We start from the raw sequence: 17,166 nt of genomic DNA, 5'->3' as shown, positions 1-17,166 counted from the left end.
TGACACTGATAGGCAACCTACGTCAGCGTCATGGTCGTGTTACTGACCGTAGGCCTTCGCGGTCCAGCCGAGCTCGCCGAGTGAGCCGCCCTTGATGTCCGAGCCGTCCCGGTCTTTCGCGTTGGCGTCGAAGTGCACCGAAGCGGCGCCGGTGGCGGTGATCCCGAGCAGCACCCGGCCGCCGGTGTGTGCGGAACAATAGCCGGTGCTGAGGCTGGTGAACTTGGCCCAGCCGACCTGCTTCAGCACCGTCGAGGCGATGCTGCTCGTCGGCGTGGCGCGCTTGATCCGCCATTCCTTGAGCTCGCCGTTGGCCTTGGTGCCGATCAGCACGTCGACGGCCGCCGTGCCGGTTCCCTCGGTGCGCTCGTAGACGAGCGTGTTGACCGTGTTCCACGCCGTGCCGGACAGCTTCACCTTCGCTGTCGGAACGCCGTCTGCATTCAGCGTGTAGCGGTAGAGCGAGCTACCTGTGACGCGGTAGAGGTAGGGGTGGGCGTAGGCGAGGATCCGGGTGCTGGCGAATCCGTTGCTGATGTGGGAGGAACTCGAGTTCACGATATGCCAGGTGCCGTCGACCAGCTTGCCCTCGCGAGACACCTTGTAGAGGTGGTCCTGGCTCGGATGGGCGGCGTAGTCGGTGCTCCGGAAGACGGTGTCGTCCCCGGCGCCACCGAGGTTCTGATGCGCCGTCGGCACGAAGCTGGTGGGGTTGTCGTTCGCGTAGGCCCCGATGCTGGTCTTCTGGGCGGAGTACCGGTACGTGAGCCGCTGCAGGTCCGCGCGGTACGCCGTTGTGGAGGCCGAGCAGTCCGCAGGGACATCACCGAGGGCCGCGTCCGCCGGGCGGGCGTTCACGACGACGCCGGTCACGGCCAGACCAGCCGCGGCAACGGCCAGCAGCGCCGTCGCACCGGCCACGATGGGCTTACGCATCAGGGTGATTCCTCCAGAGTTCGGGGCATGGCTTCGCCCGAAGAACCTACGGATCACCGCTTGCGCAACGCTGCCCGTACTCCGCCCGTACCTCGCGGTCCGGCGTCGTTCAGGATGGTCCCTTGGTCGGATGCGCCGGGATCCAACGGTGCATGGCGGTTGCCGCGGCCCAGCCGGTCCCGGCCATGATCACGATCGCGGGGCCGAGTCCGAGGACCGCCGTCGCGCCGGCGAGCAGCAGCGGTCCGGCACCGTTACCGGTGTCCGCGAACAGGCGGAACGCGCCGAGGAACTGCGCCCGGCCCACAGGTGGAGAGGCGTCCGCGCCGAGCGTCATGATCACCCCGGAACCCAGTCCGTTCCCGATGCCCATCAGCAGCGCGACCGCGGTCAGGGTGGCCGTGGTGTGCGTCAACGGCAGCAGGAGATGCGCCAGCCCCAGCACAGCCATCGACGGTACGGCGACCCACTTCCGACCGAACCGGTCCATCACCGAACCGGCCGGATAGAACAGCAACATGTCCACCGCACCGGACAGTCCGAAGATCACGCTGGTCGTCTCCGGATCCAGCCCGATGTGCTGCGCCCACAGCGGGATCACCACCTGTCGTGAGGCCCGGACTGCTCCGACGAGCAACGCTCCGACACCGAGCGTCCGCAGTACCGGGAGATGGTCGCGGATGACACCCCAGGTGGACTGCGCGGCCATCGATCCCTTCGCACGGGTATGTGCAACGTCCGGCAGGCTCAGGAGAAGCACACAGGCCAGTACTGCGGCTACTAGGTGCACCCAGTACGCGCCGTCCGTACCGAGGAACCTCATCACACCCGCACCGAGGAACGGGCCGATGAAGGAGCCGATGCGCTGTACGCCGCCCAGCGTGGACAATGCACGCGCTCTGAGCTCGACAGGCACCGCCTCGCTCAGATAGGCCTGCCGTGCAAGGCCCCAGACCGCACCGGCCACTCCGGTACAGCCGATGGCGATCGCGAGGCCCCACACCGTTGGAACGACCAGGCACGCGGCCAGTGCGAGCGTGACGAGGACGGTGGCGGCCAGCATGGCTGTGCGCTCACCGATCCGGTTCGTCAGCGCACCAGCCGGGATGTCACCGATCACCTGTCCCAGTCCGGCAGCGGCGACCACTAGACCGGCCACAGCAACCGACGCACCGAGGTGCGTGGCCGACAGTGCGACAACCGGTGCGATGGCGCCCTGACCGATTCCGTACAGCAGAGCAGGCAGATAGACAGCAGGCGCGATCTTCCAAAGGCTCCGGCCCTGGGACATCAGCGGCCGCCGGCCAGCGCCGTACTGCGGTCCCGTGCGGCCGGGGTCGCGCCCAGCAACTCCGACACCGACCAGGCACCTTCGGCGACCGTCATCCCGAACTCCTCCATCCGCTCCACCGGCATCCGCGTCTCCGGGCCGGACACACTCAGACAGCCGGCAACCTGACCGGTGTAGCCGAACACCGGCGCCGCCACGCTGCAGATCCCCGGCGTCCGCTCGACCCGCGACATCGCGTACCCGCGCAGCCGGATGTCGGCGAACTGCTCCGCGAGCACCTCAGGATCGGTGATGGTTGCCGGCTGCACCTGTTCCAGCGGTCCCTTGAGGACCTCCTGCTGCCGCTCGAACGGCAGGAACGCCAGCAACGCCTTCCCCGGCGCACCGAGCGGCAAGGCGACCGGCAGACCGAACTCCGTGTAGGTACGGCGCAACTGGTGGAAGCTCTCCACCTGGTCCAGCACAACGCGCTGCCCTGACGGGAGCAACTCGTGCACGGCCGCGGTCTCCCCCGTGTCATCGCGCAGCGCACGCAGCACCGGCAGGGCAGCATCACGGAGACCGGTCGGGATCCCACCGTTGTGCGCCAGCTGGACGACCAGCGGCCCGATCGCGTACCGCCGCTGGTCCGTCTGCCGGACGAGCCCGTTCTCCTGCATCGCCAGCAGCAGCCGGTGCACCGTGCTCGTCGACAACCCGGTCGCCCGCGCCAGATCACTGATCCCGAGCTCCGGCGCCCGCACGTCGAAGCACCGCAGGATCGCCACAGCCCGATCAATCGACTGCACCGACCCCCGCTGAGGATTTTCCTGCATGGCGAAACCGTATCCCGCAATACGGGATGACCGCCAGGCAGTCCAAAAGCCCGGACCACCTGGCCCGGGCTTCAGAAGGGTCGTGCTGTCAGCTGAGGACGGCGAGGGCGTCGATCTCGACCAGCATGTCGGGGAGCGGGAGGCCGGTGAAGACGGTGGTGCGGGACGGGAGGACGCCGCTCGGGGTGCGGGTGGAGACGAAGTCGGCGTACGCCTCGTTCATCGCGGCGAAGTCCTCGCGCTGGGTGAGGTAGACGCGCAGCATCACCACGTCGTCGATACTCGCCCCGCCGGCCTTCAGGATCGCCTCGATGTTCTGCAGGACCCGGGTGGTCTGGCCCTTCACGTCACCGGCGAACACGAAGTCGCCGGTGGCCGGGTCGACCGACCCCTGGCCGGACACCTGCAGGATGTTCCCCTTGCGGACGCCCTGCGAGAACACCGGCATCGGCGGCGGCGCGTCGGTGGTGGAGACTGCGCTCTTGTCGGACATAGGGTCTGACACCTCTCAGTTGTAGTCGGCACTGATCGCGTTCGCGGTGGCGAGCAGGTCGGGTAGCAGCTCGAGCACCTGGTCATAGTTCAGCAGTACGTCGGGCACCGACAACGACACGGCCCCGACGACGCGGCCGGTGCTGTCCTTCAGCGGCGCCCCGATGCAGTTGATGAACGACTCGTGTTCAGCCTTGTCCTGCGCCCAGCCACGTTCTTCGACGGTCTCCAGCTCGGCCCGCAACCGGTCAGGGTCGGTGATCGTGTTCGGTGTGTACGCCGTGTACTCCAGCGTCGCCAGCACCGCATCCCGCTGCCGCTTCGGCTGCGCGGCCAGCAGCACCTTGCCGACCGCGGTGCAGTGCAGCGCCGCCGGTACGCCGACCTGCGAATACATGCGCACCGAGCGCACACTGTCGAGCTTGTCGATGTAGATGACCTCACCGTTCTCCCAGGCCGCCAGGTGGACGGTCTGACCGGTCCTCTGGTTCAGCTCGCGCAGATGCGGTGCGGCGACCTCGCGTACGACCTGCTGCTCGCGGGCAACGTCGGCGAGCGCGAACAGCCGCGACCCCAGGCGGTACCTGTGCGCGGCGTCCCGCCGTACGAACCGCTCTGCTTCCATGGTGCGCAGAAGCCGCAGGACGGTCGTCTTGTGAACGCCGAGCTCGACAGCGAGCTGGTCGAGCGTCCGCTCGCCTTCACCAAGGCTGGTGAGGATCTGCAGCGCCCTGGCCAAGCTCTGACTCATGCCGGGCCGATCTTCGTCGTTGCCCACTCCTCGTCCGTCGCGTTCAGGAGGCGCTCGCGAACGTCTGGCGTCGGCGGCGGCGCGTGGTCCTCCGGCGCAGTCAGCACCGCAGCAGCATTCAAATGCCCCAGCCGCAACCGCTGCACCATCGACAGCCCCTGCAAGGTGCCCGCCAAGAACCCCGCCGCAAACGCATCCCCCGCACCCACTGTCTCAACAACATCTACGGACAGTGCTGGGACCTCAGTGCGCCCGCCTTGCTCCAGCACCATCGCGGAGTGCGCATCGTCCTTCAGAACCAGAACGGGCGCCTCCAGACGCTCATACAGCTCCTCCGGATCGCTGGTCCCCGCAAAGACCTGAGCCTCGTCCGCCCCGATCAGCACGATGTCCGCCGCCTTCAGCAACCGCCACAACGGCTCGGGATCCCTGTCCCGCCACAGCACCGGCCGCCAGTTCAGATCAACACTCAGCAGAAACTCACGGGGCTCCGTCGCCAGCCGCTCCAGCATGTCCGAGCTGGTCGTGGAGATCGCCGCCGTGATGCCGGTCGTGTGCACGAGCCGCGCCTGCGCCAACCGGTCCCGTACCTCGGTCCGGTCCAGGAACCCCGGCTCCATGGCCGCAGCCGCGGAGCCCGACCGGTAGTAGTGCATCCGGGAACGCCCGTCCACCGACTCCTTCACGTAGAGCGCGGTCGGCCGCAGCGGGTCCAGCTCCACACCCCCGACCTCGACGCCTCGCGTCCGCAGATCCCGCAGTACGTGCTGCCCGAACCCGTCGTCGCCGAGCCGCGAGATCCATCCGGTCGGCACGCCGAGCGCGGCCAGCCCACCGGCGACGTTGCACTCCGCTCCACCGACGGACCGCTGGAACACCTCCACGTCCGCCAGCGGGCCGGAGCCGCCGGCGAGCATGATCATCGCCTCCCCCAGGCAGATCGCGGCCGTCTCAGGAAGCGGTTCGGGCATCGGCACTCCTTGGCGGCGGGGTGATGGGATGGGAGCACAGTGTGCGTTGACGCGACTTCGGGCGCGATGCTACAACCGACGAGTCAGAATACGCAATCATCGTTGCGTATTTTGCAATCCTAGCCCCAGGGGATCAGATGCCTGCTTACGATGCCGACGCCGTCGCCGCTCTCGCCGATCAGCAGGTGAGCTGGCAGGACAAGGCACTCCCGCCCGCGTTCTGGGGCCGGACCGTCGCAGACGTGCTGGCCGACCGGCCGCGGCTGTCCCAGCTCCCGACTCCGCTGATGACACTGTCCGCTCCCGGGCTGCGGCACAACGTGGACACCCTCGCCACCTGGTGCACGCGGCACGGCGTCGAGCTCGCGCCGCACGGCAAGACCACGATGGCGCCCGCGCTCTGGGCGATGCAGCTGGACGCCGGCTCCTGGGCGATCACGCTCGCCAACGCGTTCCAGCTCGGCGTCGCCCGCGCGTACGGCGTCCAGCGGGTGCTGATCGCCAACGCGGTGATCTCCCCGCTGCAGCTGCGCTGGATCGCCGACGAGCTCGCGGCCGACCCGTCGTTCGAGGTGATGGTGTGGGCGGACTCGGTCCGCACCGTCGAGCTGATGGAGGCGGCGAGGTCGGCGTACGTCGGCCCCGACGCCCGGCCGCTCGACGTGCTGGTCGAGGTCGGCGGGATCGGCGGCCGGACCGGTGCCCGCGATCTCGAGACCGCCTTGGCCGTCGGGCAGGCGATCGCCGAGGCGTCGACGCTCCGGCTTGTCGGCGTGGCCGGATACGAGGGCGCGATCGGGCACGGCGTCGAGGAGGCCGACCTCGAGGAGGTCCGCGCGTACCTGCGGGACCTGGCCACGGTGCATCACCGGCTGCGTCCGCAGTACGACGCCGACGTCGTGCCGATCGTCAGCGCGGGCGGGAGCCAGTACTTCGAGCAGGTCGCGAAGGTCCTCGCCTCCGAGGCCGGCGAGGGCGCCCGGGTGGTACTGCGGTCCGGCGCGTACATCTCCCACGACGACGGGCTGTACCGCCGGGTGTCGCCGCTCGGCGAGCATCCGCGGACCGACGGCGAACAGCTCGTACCGGCGATGCACGGCTGGATGCGGATCACGTCGCAGCCTGAGCCCGGCCTCGCGATCTTCGACGCCGGGCGGCGCGACTTCCCGTTCGACCAGGACTGGCCCGAGCCGCAGCTGATCCGGCCGCGGTCCGAGGGGGCGCCGATCCTGCCGGCCGCAGGGATGAAGGTCAGCAAGCTCAACGACCAGCACGGCTTCCTGCACTTCGCCGAGGCGGTACCGGTGGTGATCGGGGACGAGCTGCGCGTCGGCCTGTCGCATCCCTGCACGGCCTTCGACAAGTGGGGCCTGATCCCGGTCGTCGACGACCCGGACGCGCCCGATCCGGTGGTGGTCGACCTGGTCCGGACGTTCTTCTGACATGACGGAGCTCAGGATCGATGGAGCGCTCGTCGTCGACGGCACCGGGTCGCCCGGGTACCACGCGGACGTCGCGATCGACGCCGGGCGGATCGTCGCGATCGGCGACGACCTGCCGGCCGCGCACCGGACGGTCGACGCGGACGGGCTGGTGCTGTCGCCCGGTTTCATCGACATGCACTCGCACTCCGACCTGCAGATCCTGGTGAACCCCGACCACACCGCGAAGGTCAGCCAGGGCGTCACGCTGGAGGTGCTCGGCCAGGACGGGCTCTCCTTCGCCCCGATCGACGACCCGGCGCTGGCCGTCGTCCGCCGGCAGATCGCGGGCTGGAACGGGGAGCCGGACAACTTCGACTTCTCGTGGTCGACGGTCGCCGGGTACCTGGACCGCCTCGATCAGGGCATCGCCTGCAACGCGGCGTACCTGGTCCCGCAAGGCACGCTGCGGATGATGGTCGTTGGTACGTCCAACCGCCCGGCGACGCCGGACGAGCTGGCGCGGATGAAACAGCTGCTCGCCGACGGGCTGCGCGACGGGGCGGTGGGGATGAGCAGCGGGCTGACGTACACGCCCGGCATGTTCGCGGACACCGACGAGCTCGTGGCGCTCTGCGAGATCGTCGCGCGGTACGGCGGGTACTACGCACCGCACCAGCGCTCGTACGGCAAGGGCGCCCTCGAGGCGTACGGCGAGATGGTCGACGTGGCCCGCCGCGCCGGCTGCGCGCTGCACCTGACCCACGCGGTGATGAACTTCGCGCCGAACGCGGGCCGGGGCGCCGACCTGGTCGCGATGATCGACGAGGCGCTCGCATCCGGCGTGGACGTCACCACCGACACGTATCCGTACTTGCCAGGAGCAACCACCCTGGCCGCGATCCTGCCGAGCTGGACGGCCGAGGGCGGGCCGGACGCCCAGCTCGCCCGCCTGCGCGACCCGGCCGCCCGCGACCGCATCACGTACGAACTCGAGCAGGTCGGCACCGACGGCTGCCACGGCTGTGTCGTCGAGTGGGACACGATCGAGATCGGCGGGGTCCGCAATCAAACGCTTTCGGAAAACGTTGGCCACACCGTCGCGGAGCTCGCGTCCCGCTCCGGCCGGCCGGCCGCGGACGTCTTCTACGAGATCCTGCTGGCCGATGACCTCGCGACGTCGATCCTGCAGCACGTCGGCCACGAGGAAAACGTGCGCGCGATCATGCGGCACCGCTCGCACACCGGGGGCTCGGACGGGATCCTGGTCGGCGGCAAGCCGCACCCGCGGTCGTGGGGCACGTTCCCGCGGTACCTCGCGCACTACGTCCGCGAGCTCGGCGTCCTCGACCTCGCCGACTGCATCCACCACCTCACCGGCCGCCCGGCCCGCCGCCTCCGGCTCCCCGACCGCGGCCTGATCCGCGAGGGGTACGCCGCCGACCTGGTCCTGTTCGACCCCGAGACCGTCCGCGACACCGCCACGTTCCCCGATCCCCGCCGATCCGCCGAGGGCATCCCGTACGTGCTCGTCAACGGCGTCCCCGTCATCGACGACACCCACCGAACCGCGGCCCTCCCCGGCCACGCCATCCGCCGTACCACCTGAGAGGAACCTGTTGTGAACACCCTGGAGCTGCTCCGCGCCGATCGGGTCCTGACCGTCGTGCGGGCCCCGGAGATCTCCGACGCCCGCGACCTGTGCGCCGCGTTGGTTGCCGGCGGCATCCATGTCGTCGAGCTCACCTACACCACCCCGGATCTCCCCCGGCACCTGGACCGGGCCGCCTCGACCGCCGCCGAGACCGGCGCGGTCGTCGGCGCCGGCACCGTCCAGACCGCGGACCAGGCCACCCAGGCGATCAACGCCGGCGCCCAGTTCCTCGTCACGCCCGGCCAGGGCCCCGAGGCCGCCGGCGTCGCCGAGGCCGCTCGGGCCGCCGGGATCCCTGTCGTCCTCGGGGCGTTCACGCCGTCCGAGGTGATGACCGCGCTCGCGCTCGGCTCCACCGCCGTGAAGATCTTCCCGGCGCACCACCTCGGCCCGAAGTACTTCAAGGACCTCAACGGCCCGTTCCCCGGCGTCCCGCTGATCCCGTCCGGCGGCGTGAACGCCACCAACGCCCACGACTTCCTGACCGCCGGGGCCCTGGCCGTCAGCGCCGGCACCGACGTCGTCTCCCCCGCCGACGTCGCCGCCGCCAACTGGGAATCCATCACCGCCAAGGCGAAGACCTTCTGCGCCGCCCTCTAACCGATCAGCTCCAGCACCGGGCCTTCGTGCAGTGCCCGGTAGACCTTGTCTCGCAAGGTGTTCGCCTCCGCGTCGGTGAGAGTGCGGTCGACCGGCCGGAGGACCAGCCTGACCAGCAGGTTGCGCTGGCCCGGGGTCATCTGGAGGCGCTCGCGAGCAGACGGCGGCAGGTCGTCGTACGACGTCTCGCTCAGCACCTCGAGTGACTCCGCGGCATCGGCATCCGGACCGAGCGCGCCGCGGACCTTGTCACCGAGCGTCTCCGCCGACACGTCCGCCGCCTCGCCGACGACGACGGACAGGTCGCGGCGGACCGGCGGCATCGACGAGACCTCCTTGTACGGCGTGAGATCCAGCATCTGCCCCGCGACGCGCGGATCCGTGGACCTGAGCAGCCGGATGTCACGGATGCCCTTGCGGAGCATCACGAGCCGGTCGAGGCCCGGGCCCATCGCGAGACCGGTCCAGCTGTCGTCGAGGCCTGCCAGCCGCAGAACGTGCGGCGCCGCGACCCCGCACTCCCCGATCTCGATCCATTGGTCGTCCAGCAGTACGTCGATCTGGCGGCCGTGGATCGTGTACGGGTGGACGGCCGGCACGGTCCGGTACGTCTGGCCGGGCAGGACGGTCTCGACCAGGCGGGCGATCATGGCCTCGAGTTCCGGTTCGCCCAGCGTGACGTTGCGGCTGATCCGCCACAGGTCGAGCTGATGCGGCGTACCGGTGTGCTGCCAGTCGACCGAGTCCCGGCGGTAACACATGCCGGCGCAGATCATCAGCACATCGGACGCCTCGGACTTCGCGAGCTCGCGCAGCGCGGGCGGGATCATCGCGGACGTGTGGCTCCGCAATACCTCGGTCTCCGACACGTACCGCGTGTAGCGAGCCTCGCGCGTCACCGCGTCGGTCGCGTAGCCGAGGTTGTCGTAGTTGTCCGCCAGCGGTACGACGGGATGGTCCCGGCGGGTCCAGATCTCGGTGTACGGCCAGGCCGCGCCGAGCGCCGTACGGATCGCGTCGACGACGAGCTGGACGGCGTGTGGGCCCTGCGCCGGATCGGCAAGGTCGCGGAGCGTCAGGGCAGCGTGCAGTTCTTGAACGGTGAGGACAGCCATGGGTTTCTCTCCAGGGTGACGGTCTCGACGGGGGTCCACCCCGGTCGGCCGCGGTCACCTCAGGAGAGAGCGCAGCAGCAGCTCACCCCGTCGGCACCGTCGTGCCGGCCGGGGCGCAGAAATCGCCGCCCGTACTGCGTCATGCCACGAAGTCTACCGCCCGCCCTCCGGCGCCGCCGGGAAATTCACCCGACGGTGAACGGACCGGGTGCGACGATGAACCGCATGAGTTTGCGGATCGTCGGACTGAACGCCTTCCTGCCCGGTTTCCGGCTCGTGCACGAGTTCGCCGAACGGAACGGTCACGAGCTGGCCCTGGTGGTGACGCTGCCGCAGACCACCAGGTACGGCGCGGCCGACCCGATGGTGATGGGCCTACCCGACGACCTGAACGTCCTGATCACCCGCAAGCTCCGGACCGTCGCAGCGCCAGTGATCGCCGCGATGCAGCCGGACGTGGTGATCTCGGCCGCGTTCCCGCGCCTGATCCCGCGCGAGATCCTCGACATCCCGAAGTACGGCGCGATCAACTGCCACCCGTCACCGCTGCCGGCCGGGCGCGGGCCGACACCGCAGCGGCTGATCTACGAAGGCGACGAACGGGTCGCGGCGACCGTGCACCGGACCGCGGCGGAGTTCGACACCGGCGCGATCCTCGCCCAGCGCATCGCGCCACTGCCCGACGACCTGAACGGCACCGGCCTCATGGAGTCCTGGCGCACGCTCCTGAGCGAATGCCTCGACGAGGCGGTGCCGCGGCTCGTCGCGGGCGATCCCGGTGACCCGCAGGACCCCGCGGCCGCGTCCGAGGCGCCGTTGTTCACCGACGCCGAACGGGTCCTCGACCTGACCGAGCGCTCCCGGGTGATCCGCCGCAAGGCCGCCGCCCTTAACGTCACCGCTCCCAGCGCCCAGGTCCACCTGGACGGCGCCACCCATCTCGTCACGCGCACAGACCTGGTCGACACCGACAGCACCGCGGCCCCCGGCAGCGTGCTCGAGCAGCATGCCGACGGATGGACGGTCCAGACCGCCGACCGTCCGCTCCGCCTCACCCGCGGCTGAACTCCGCCCGGACAGCAGAATGCCCCCGCCGTGGCGGGGGCATTCCGGTGCTGAGGTGCGGCGGAGGCTCAGGCCTCGGCGTTCTCCTCGGTGAGGTTGCGGGTCAGGTTGGGGTCAACCTGAACACCCGGCCCCATCGTGGTCGAGAAGACCGCCTTCTTGATGTAGCGGCCCTTCGAGCTGGCCGGCTTGAGCCGGAGGATCTCCTCGAGCGCGGCGCTGTAGTTCTCCACCAGCTGGGTCTCGTCGAACGAGGCCTTGCCGATGATGAAGTGCAGGTTCGCGTGCCGGTCGACCCGGAACTCGATCTTGCCGCCCTTGATGTCGTTCACGGCCTTGACCACGTCCGGGGTCACCGTGCCGGTCTTCGGGTTCGGCATCAGCCCACGCGGGCCGAGCACGCGGCCGAGGCGGCCGACCTTGCCCATCAGATCGGGAGTCGCGACGACGGCGTCGAAGTCGAGCCAGCCGTCGGTGACCTTCTTGATCAGGTCGTCGTCGCCGACGAAGTCGGCGCCCGCGGCCTTCGCGGCCTCGGCCTTCTCACCGGTGGCGAAGACGAGGACCCGTGCCGTCTTGCCGGTACCGTGCGGAAGGTTGACGGTGCCACGCACCATCTGGTCGGCCTTACGAGGGTCGACCCCGAGACGCATCGCGACGTCCACGGTGGAGTTGAACTTCTTGCTGCCGGCCGCTGCCTTGGCGAGCTTGATCGCCTCGAGCGGCGTGTAGAGGTGATCGAAGTCGATCTTCTCCGCGGCGGCGCGGTAAGCCTTGCTGCGCTGTGCCATTGCTTGTCCTCTCTGGGATGTGGTCTACCGGGCGGCGCTTCGCCCTGCCACTACTGCGTGAAGTTGATGCGATCAGCCGTCGACGGTGACGCCCATGGAGCGCGCCGTACCCTCGATGATCTTCATCGCTGCGTCGATGTCGCGGGCGTTCAGGTCCGGCATCTTGGTGGTGGCGATCTCGCGGACCTGGTCCTTGGTGATCTTGCCGACCTTGTCGCGCTGCGGGACGGCCGAGCCCTTCTGCAGACCGGCGGCCTTCTTGATCATCTCCGGCGCCGGCGGCGTCTTGGTGACGAACGTGAAGGAACGGTCTTCGTAGATCGTGATCTCGACCGGTACGACGTTGCCGCGCATGGATTCCGTCTGGGCGTTGTACGCCTTGCAGAACTCCATGATGTTGACGCCGTGCGGACCGAGCGCGGTACCGACCGGCGGTGCCGGCGTCGCGGCACCGGCCTGGAGCTGCACCTTGACCAGGGCAGCGATCTTCTTCTTGGGAGGCATTCTGTCGGGTCCTTAGACTTTCTGGATCTGGTTGAAGCTGAGTTCCACCGGGGTCTCCCGGCCGAAGATCTCCACCAGGGCCTTGATCCGCTGGGCCTCGGCATTGATCTCCGTGACTGTGGCGTGCAGGGTCGCGAACGGCCCGTCGACCACCATGACCGAGTCCCCGACACCGAAGTCGGCGACCTCGACCTTCTTCTTGGCCGCGGTCTTGGCGGGTGCGGCGCCGGCTTCGGCTGCCGCCGCCTCGGCTGCCGCCACGACAGCCGGAGCGAGCATCTTCTCGACCTCTTCGAGGCTGAGCGGGACCGGCTTCTGGCTGTTCCCGACGAAACCGGTCACCGACGGCGTGTGCCGCACGGTCGACCAGGACTCGTCGGTCAGGTCCATCCGGACCAGCACGTAGCCGGGGAGGACGGTGCGCTTCACCATCCGGCGCTGACCGTTCTTGATCTCGGCGACCTCTTCGGTCGGCACGATGATCTCGAAGATGTAGTCCTCCATGTTCAGGGAGTTGATCCGGTTCTCCAGGTTGCCCTTGACCCGGTTCTCCATCCCTGAGTACGTGTGCACGACGTACCAGTCGCCGATCTGCGAGCGCAGGCGGCTGCGCAGCTCCTCGAGCGGGTCACCCGGCTCCTCGGGCTCCGGCTCCTCGGCCTCGTCGTCAGCCACCGCCGCGGCGGCCGCGGCGAGTGCCTCGTCGTCGGCGTCGTCGTCGGCGTCGTCGTCGGCGTCACCGCTCGAGAAGACCACCTCGTCGACGGCAGCCGGCTCAGCACTCGGCTCGGCGGTCTCGTCGGTCTCGTCGGCGGCGTCCTCGACGTCCGCCGCGGTCACCACCTCGGCGGCCTCGGCGGCGTCGGCCGCCGGGACCTCGGCGACCGGCTCGTCGCCGGACGCGTCGGCGTCCGGCCGCGGCTGCTCGGCCTCGTCGTCGGCGGAGTACTCGTCGCCGGTCTCCTCGTCCTCGTCCCCGGCCTCGTCGTCGAGGTCCGCGAACGGGTCGTCGTCGCCGTCGGCGACGAACAGGTCGTCGTCGGTGGCGTCCTCGTCGAAGTCGAGATCGAGGTCGAGGTCGTCGTCGGAGTCGGATACGTCGAACTCGTCCTCGTGGTCGAGGATCTCGTCGTCGCGCTCGGACACGTCGTACTCCGTCATCTGTGCATCGGGGTCTTGTCTTGCTTCGGGTCGGGCCGGGAGCCCGGGACCTGCGTGAGGCCGATCGGCGAACCTCAGCCGAAGATCTTGAACATCGCCCAGCCGAAGGCGAGGTCGAGGACCGAGACGATCGCGATGACGAACACCACGAAGGTCAGGACGACGACGAAGTAGGTGGAGAGCTGCTTGCGGGTCGGCCAGACGACCTTGCGGAGCTCGGCGACCACCTGGCGGTAGAAGCGCAGCAGGCCCCTGCCCTGCTTGCCTTCCGCAGGCTTGCCGGCGCCGGACGGTGCCGGGGTGCGCGTCTCCGTCACGACCTACCTCTTTCGCTAGCGGCGGCCTGACCGGCCCTGCGCCGGTCAGGATTTGCAGGGCACGAGGGACTTGAACCCCCAACCTTCGGTTTTGGAGACCGATGCTCTGCCAGTTGAGCTAGTGCCCTCTGCAATCCATCCGGACGCCGCGTCGGACCTGATCTCGGGCATGCCGGATCAGGGCCATCAACGCCCGGACTAGAAGAGTGTACGGGGTCGGAGCCACCTGGTCGAACTCGGCCTCTCGGCCCCGGTCGACCTGACCCTGCCCGTACGCCGTCCGTTGCCGGGCGCCGCACCGCGGTCAGAACCATACAGCCTTCCAGTGGTCCCAACGGACAGCACCCCCAGCGTGTTCCCCGGCCCACCCCGTGAAACCCGGGCAGACCGCCGTACCGCGTGGTGCCAGGATGGAGCCATGGGTTCCAGGATCTCGGCGCGGATCGGCGCCATCAGTGAATCGGCGACGCTGGCGGTGGACAGCAAGGCGAAGGCGCTCAAGGCGGCCGGGCGCCCGGTCATCGGGTTCGGCGCGGGCGAGCCGGACTTCCCGACGCCGGGCTACATCGTCGAGGCGGCGGTGGCGGCTGCCCAGGACCCGAAGAACCACCGGTACAGCCCGGCCGGCGGCCTGCCGGAGCTGAAGCAGGCGATCGCCGAGAAGACCAGGCGCGACTCCGGTTACGAGATCGAGGCCTCCCAGGTCCTGGTCACGAACGGCGGCAAGCACGCGGTCTACAACGCGTTCGCGACGCTCCTCGACCCGGGCGACGAGGTGCTGCTGCCGGCGCCGTACTGGACGACGTACCCGGAGGCGATCCGGCTGGCGGGCGGTGTGCCGGTCGAGGTGCTGGCCGACGAGTCGCAGAACTACTGCGTCACCGTCGAGCAACTCGAGGCGGCCCGGACCCCGCGGACCAAGGCTCTGCTGTTCTGTTCGCCGTCGAACCCGACCGGCGCGGTCGACAGCCCGGAAGCGGTCGAGGCGATCGGCCGCTGGGCGCTCGAGCACGACCTGTGGGTGGTCACCGACGAGATCTACGAGCACCTGACGTACGGCGACGCGCGGCCGACGTCGATCCCGGTCGCCGTACCGGAGATCGCCGACCGGACCGTCGTACTGAACGGGGTCGCGAAGACGTACGCGATGACCGGCTGGCGGGTCGGCTGGATGATCGCCCCGTTAGACGTGATCAAGGCCGCGACGAACCTGCAGTCGCACCAGACCTCGAACGTCTGCAACATCGCCCAGCGGGCCGCGCTCGCCGCGGTGTCCGGTGACCTCAGCACGGTCGACGAGATGAAGGTCGCGTTCGACCGGCGGCGCCGGACCATGGTCCGGATGCTCAACGAGATCCCCGGCGTCGAGTGCCCGGAGCCGACCGGCGCGTTCTACGCGTACCCGTCGGTCAAGGGCGTCCTCGGCAAGCAGATCAACGGGCGGACCGCGACCACGTCGTCCGAGCTGGCCGACATCATCCTCGACGAGGTCGAGGTGGCCGTCGTGCCGGGTGAGGCGTTCGGCGCGCCCGGGTACCTGCGGCTGTCCTACGCGCTCGGCGACGACGACCTGGCCGAGGGGCTCAGCCGGATCGCCAAGCTGCTGGGCTGACCCGCCGGATTTCGCCGGGCGGGTAGGGCCTCGGTAACCTTCGGTAATGACGCAGCGGGATCTGCGGGTGCTGCCGAAAACACACCTGCATCTGCACTTCTCCGGGTCGATGCGGCATCTGACGCTGGTCGAGCTGGCGGACACGCACGGCGTACGGCTGCCGGACGCGTTGCGCACCGACTGGCCGCCGGATCTGTCGGCGGCGGACGAGCGCGGCTGGTTCCGGTTCCAGCGGCTGTACGACATCGCGCGGTCGGTGCTGCGGACCGAGGACGACGTACGCCGGCTGGTGCGCGAGGCGGCCGAGGACGACCGGGCCGACGGCTCGCGCTGGCTGGAGATCCAGGTCGACCCGTCCGGGTACGCGAACCGGTTCCACGGGATCACGGAGTTCACCGACCTGGTGCTGGACGCCGCCCGCGACGCGTCGGCGTCCACCGGCATCACGGTCCAGGTGGTCATCGCCGCGAACCGCACGCGGCATCCGCTGGACGCCCGCACGCTGGCGCGGCTGGCCTCGCAGTACGTCGGCCGCGGGGTGGTCGGGTTCGGCCTGTCGAACGACGAGCGGCGCGGTACGACGTCCGAATTCGCGGCGGCCTTCCGCATCGCGCGCAACGCCGGGCTGCTCGCGGCGCCCCACGGCGGCGAGCTGTGCGGCCCGGCCACCGTCCGCACCTGCCTCGACGAGCTGGGCGCAGGCCGTATCGGCCACGGCGTCCGCTCGGTCGAGGACCCGGACCTCCTGAAGCGCCTCGTCGACGCCCAGATCGCCCTGGAGGTCTGCCCCGCCTCCAACGTCTCGCTAGGCGTCTACCACCGCCCCGAGGACGTCCCTCTCCGCCAGCTCTACGAGGCCGGCGCTCGCATCGCCCTGGGCGCCGACGACCCGCTGCTGTTCGGTTCCCGCCTCGCCGAACAGTACGAAACCGCCCGCACCGTCCACGCCTTCACCGACGCCGAACTCGCCGACCTGGCCCGCTCCTCCGTCCTGGCCTCCACCGCCCCACCCGAAGTCCAGAAAACCCTCCTCACCGAAATCGACGAATGGCTAGGCACCCCCGCCGCAGTCCCGGCCTGACGATCTATCTGGCCCGTCACGGGCAGACAGAGTGGAACGCAACCGGCCGCCGCCAAGGCCGCCTCGACTCGCCGCTCACCGCACTCGGCCTCGACCAGGCCCATCGCAATGCTCAGCTGCTGACCGGCGAGGGCATCGACGCGGTGTTCGCCAGCCCGCTCGGCCGGGCGCGGCGAACGGCCTCGATCATCGCCTCCGAGCTGGGCCTGACCGTGCAGGTCGTCGACGACCTGGCGGAGGTCGATCACGGGTTGTGGTCGGGGCTCGGCTCGGCCGAGATCGACGCGGGATGGCCGGGGCAGCGGGCGGTGCGGGAGCGGGACAAGTACACCTTTCGGTTTCCTGAGGGTGAGAGTTATGCGGATGCCAACGTACGTGCCGGGCAAGTCCTGGGCGCGATCGCGCGCAGCGGTGTCCGGCGGCCCTTGGTGGTTTCGCACGAGATGATCGGGCGGATGCTGCTACGGCAGCTCGGCGTACCGGATGCGCTCGGGACGCGGCAGCCGTCCGACGTGGTCTACCGCGTCCGGGACGATGGTCTGGTGGACCGAATAAGTGCCGGTTGAGTTCCGGTTCGGGTCATTGTGGG

General features: G+C 69.6%; 18 protein-coding genes and 1 tRNA gene. 7 read left to right on the top strand and 12 right to left on the bottom strand.

Going from position 1 to position 17,166, the window contains the following annotated elements:
* Positions 1 to 39: 39 nt before the first annotated feature.
* The 6 genes from BJY22_RS10855 to BJY22_RS10830 all read right to left on the bottom strand — a co-directional run bounded on the left by BJY22_RS10855 (position 40) and on the right by BJY22_RS10830 (position 5,256).
* Positions 40 to 936, bottom strand: coding sequence for a hypothetical protein (locus BJY22_RS10855; RefSeq protein WP_167205813.1), 897 nt, complete (start codon positions 934 to 936; stop codon positions 40 to 42).
* A gap of 109 nt (positions 937 to 1,045) precedes the next feature.
* A complete protein-coding gene (locus BJY22_RS10850) occupies positions 1,046 to 2,227 on the bottom strand; it encodes an MFS transporter (protein WP_167205811.1) in 1,182 nt (393 codons plus the stop codon).
* A complete protein-coding gene (locus BJY22_RS10845; RefSeq protein ID WP_167205809.1) occupies positions 2,227 to 3,042 on the bottom strand; it encodes an IclR family transcriptional regulator in 816 nt (271 codons plus the stop codon). Before BJY22_RS10845 ends, BJY22_RS10850 begins: the two co-directional genes overlap by 1 nt.
* A gap of 88 nt (positions 3,043 to 3,130) precedes the next feature.
* Positions 3,131 to 3,535 (bottom strand): RidA family protein, encoded by a 405-nt coding sequence (locus tag BJY22_RS10840; RefSeq protein ID WP_167205807.1) that lies wholly within the window; start codon positions 3,533 to 3,535, stop codon positions 3,131 to 3,133.
* A 15-nt stretch (positions 3,536 to 3,550) separates the two neighbouring features.
* The gene (locus tag BJY22_RS10835; protein ID WP_167205805.1) at positions 3,551 to 4,285 is read right to left on the bottom strand and encodes an IclR family transcriptional regulator; all 735 of its coding nucleotides are present in this window, start codon (positions 4,283 to 4,285) and stop codon (positions 3,551 to 3,553) included.
* A complete protein-coding gene (locus tag BJY22_RS10830) occupies positions 4,282 to 5,256 on the bottom strand; it encodes a sugar kinase (protein WP_167205803.1) in 975 nt (324 codons plus the stop codon). Before BJY22_RS10830 ends, BJY22_RS10835 begins: the two co-directional genes overlap by 4 nt.
* 137 nt (positions 5,257 to 5,393) lie before the next feature.
* Here BJY22_RS10830 and BJY22_RS10825 point away from each other — a divergent pair, with 137 nt between their 5' ends.
* From BJY22_RS10825 to BJY22_RS10815, 3 genes are read left to right on the top strand one after another with little or no spacing between them, the layout of a single operon-like run.
* Entirely contained in the window at positions 5,394 to 6,698 is a 1,305-nt protein-coding gene (locus BJY22_RS10825) for a type III PLP-dependent enzyme domain-containing protein (protein ID WP_167205799.1), read from the top strand.
* A 1-nt stretch (position 6,699) separates the two neighbouring features.
* Positions 6,700 to 8,286, top strand: coding sequence for an N-acyl-D-amino-acid deacylase family protein (locus BJY22_RS10820; RefSeq protein WP_167205797.1), 1,587 nt, complete (start codon positions 6,700 to 6,702; stop codon positions 8,284 to 8,286).
* 12 nt (positions 8,287 to 8,298) lie between these two features.
* Positions 8,299 to 8,931 (top strand): bifunctional 4-hydroxy-2-oxoglutarate aldolase/2-dehydro-3-deoxy-phosphogluconate aldolase, encoded by a 633-nt coding sequence (locus tag BJY22_RS10815; protein WP_167205795.1) that lies wholly within the window; start codon positions 8,299 to 8,301, stop codon positions 8,929 to 8,931.
* Here BJY22_RS10815 and srmL read toward each other — a convergent pair.
* A complete protein-coding gene (gene srmL, locus BJY22_RS10810; RefSeq protein ID WP_167205793.1) occupies positions 8,928 to 10,046 on the bottom strand; it encodes a PheS-related mystery ligase SrmL in 1,119 nt (372 codons plus the stop codon). The genes BJY22_RS10815 and srmL overlap by 4 nt on opposite strands.
* Positions 10,047 to 10,271: 225 nt before the next feature.
* Here srmL and BJY22_RS10805 point away from each other — a divergent pair, with 225 nt between their 5' ends.
* Positions 10,272 to 11,111: a methionyl-tRNA formyltransferase gene (locus tag BJY22_RS10805; RefSeq protein WP_167205791.1), complete on the top strand. Its 840-nt coding sequence runs from the start codon at positions 10,272 to 10,274 to the stop codon at positions 11,109 to 11,111.
* A gap of 68 nt (positions 11,112 to 11,179) precedes the next feature.
* Here BJY22_RS10805 and rplA read toward each other — a convergent pair whose 3' ends face one another.
* The 5 genes from rplA to BJY22_RS10780 all read right to left on the bottom strand — a co-directional run bounded on the left by rplA (position 11,180) and on the right by BJY22_RS10780 (position 14,012).
* Positions 11,180 to 11,902 (bottom strand): 50S ribosomal protein L1, encoded by a 723-nt coding sequence (gene rplA / locus BJY22_RS10800; RefSeq protein WP_167205788.1) that lies wholly within the window; start codon positions 11,900 to 11,902, stop codon positions 11,180 to 11,182.
* Positions 11,903 to 11,974: 72 nt separating this feature from the next.
* Positions 11,975 to 12,406, bottom strand: a complete 432-nt coding sequence (gene rplK, locus BJY22_RS10795; protein ID WP_167205787.1) for a 50S ribosomal protein L11 — start codon at positions 12,404 to 12,406, stop codon at positions 11,975 to 11,977.
* Positions 12,407 to 12,418: 12 nt separating this feature from the next.
* On the bottom strand, positions 12,419 to 13,249 hold the full coding sequence (nusG, locus tag BJY22_RS10790; RefSeq protein WP_167218112.1) for a transcription termination/antitermination protein NusG: 831 nt from the start codon (positions 13,247 to 13,249) through the stop codon (positions 12,419 to 12,421).
* Positions 13,250 to 13,641: 392 nt separating this feature from the next.
* Positions 13,642 to 13,884 (bottom strand): preprotein translocase subunit SecE, encoded by a 243-nt coding sequence (gene secE, locus BJY22_RS10785; RefSeq protein WP_130384685.1) that lies wholly within the window; start codon positions 13,882 to 13,884, stop codon positions 13,642 to 13,644.
* A 55-nt stretch (positions 13,885 to 13,939) separates the two neighbouring features.
* A tRNA-Trp gene (locus BJY22_RS10780) sits at positions 13,940 to 14,012 on the bottom strand.
* A gap of 290 nt (positions 14,013 to 14,302) precedes the next feature.
* On the opposite strand from BJY22_RS10780, the gene BJY22_RS10775 reads away from it, so the two are divergent.
* Genes BJY22_RS10775 through BJY22_RS10765 form a run of 3 tightly spaced genes read left to right on the top strand, consistent with a single transcriptional unit; the run spans position 14,303 to position 17,143 of the window.
* Positions 14,303 to 15,496, top strand: a complete 1,194-nt coding sequence (locus tag BJY22_RS10775) for a pyridoxal phosphate-dependent aminotransferase (RefSeq protein ID WP_167205785.1) — start codon at positions 14,303 to 14,305, stop codon at positions 15,494 to 15,496.
* A gap of 46 nt (positions 15,497 to 15,542) precedes the next feature.
* Positions 15,543 to 16,577 (top strand): adenosine deaminase, encoded by a 1,035-nt coding sequence (locus BJY22_RS10770; RefSeq protein WP_167205783.1) that lies wholly within the window; start codon positions 15,543 to 15,545, stop codon positions 16,575 to 16,577.
* Entirely contained in the window at positions 16,544 to 17,143 is a 600-nt protein-coding gene (locus tag BJY22_RS10765; protein ID WP_167205780.1) for a histidine phosphatase family protein, read from the top strand. Before BJY22_RS10770 ends, BJY22_RS10765 begins: the two co-directional genes overlap by 34 nt.
* Positions 17,144 to 17,166 lie beyond the last annotated feature (23 nt).

It is taken from the genome of Kribbella shirazensis, from assembly GCF_011761605.1.
Taxonomy (GTDB): domain Bacteria; phylum Actinomycetota; class Actinomycetes; order Propionibacteriales; family Kribbellaceae; genus Kribbella; species Kribbella shirazensis.
The sequence above is the reverse complement of the archived record's forward strand: the minus strand, read 5'-3'. Positions and strand labels throughout refer to the sequence as shown.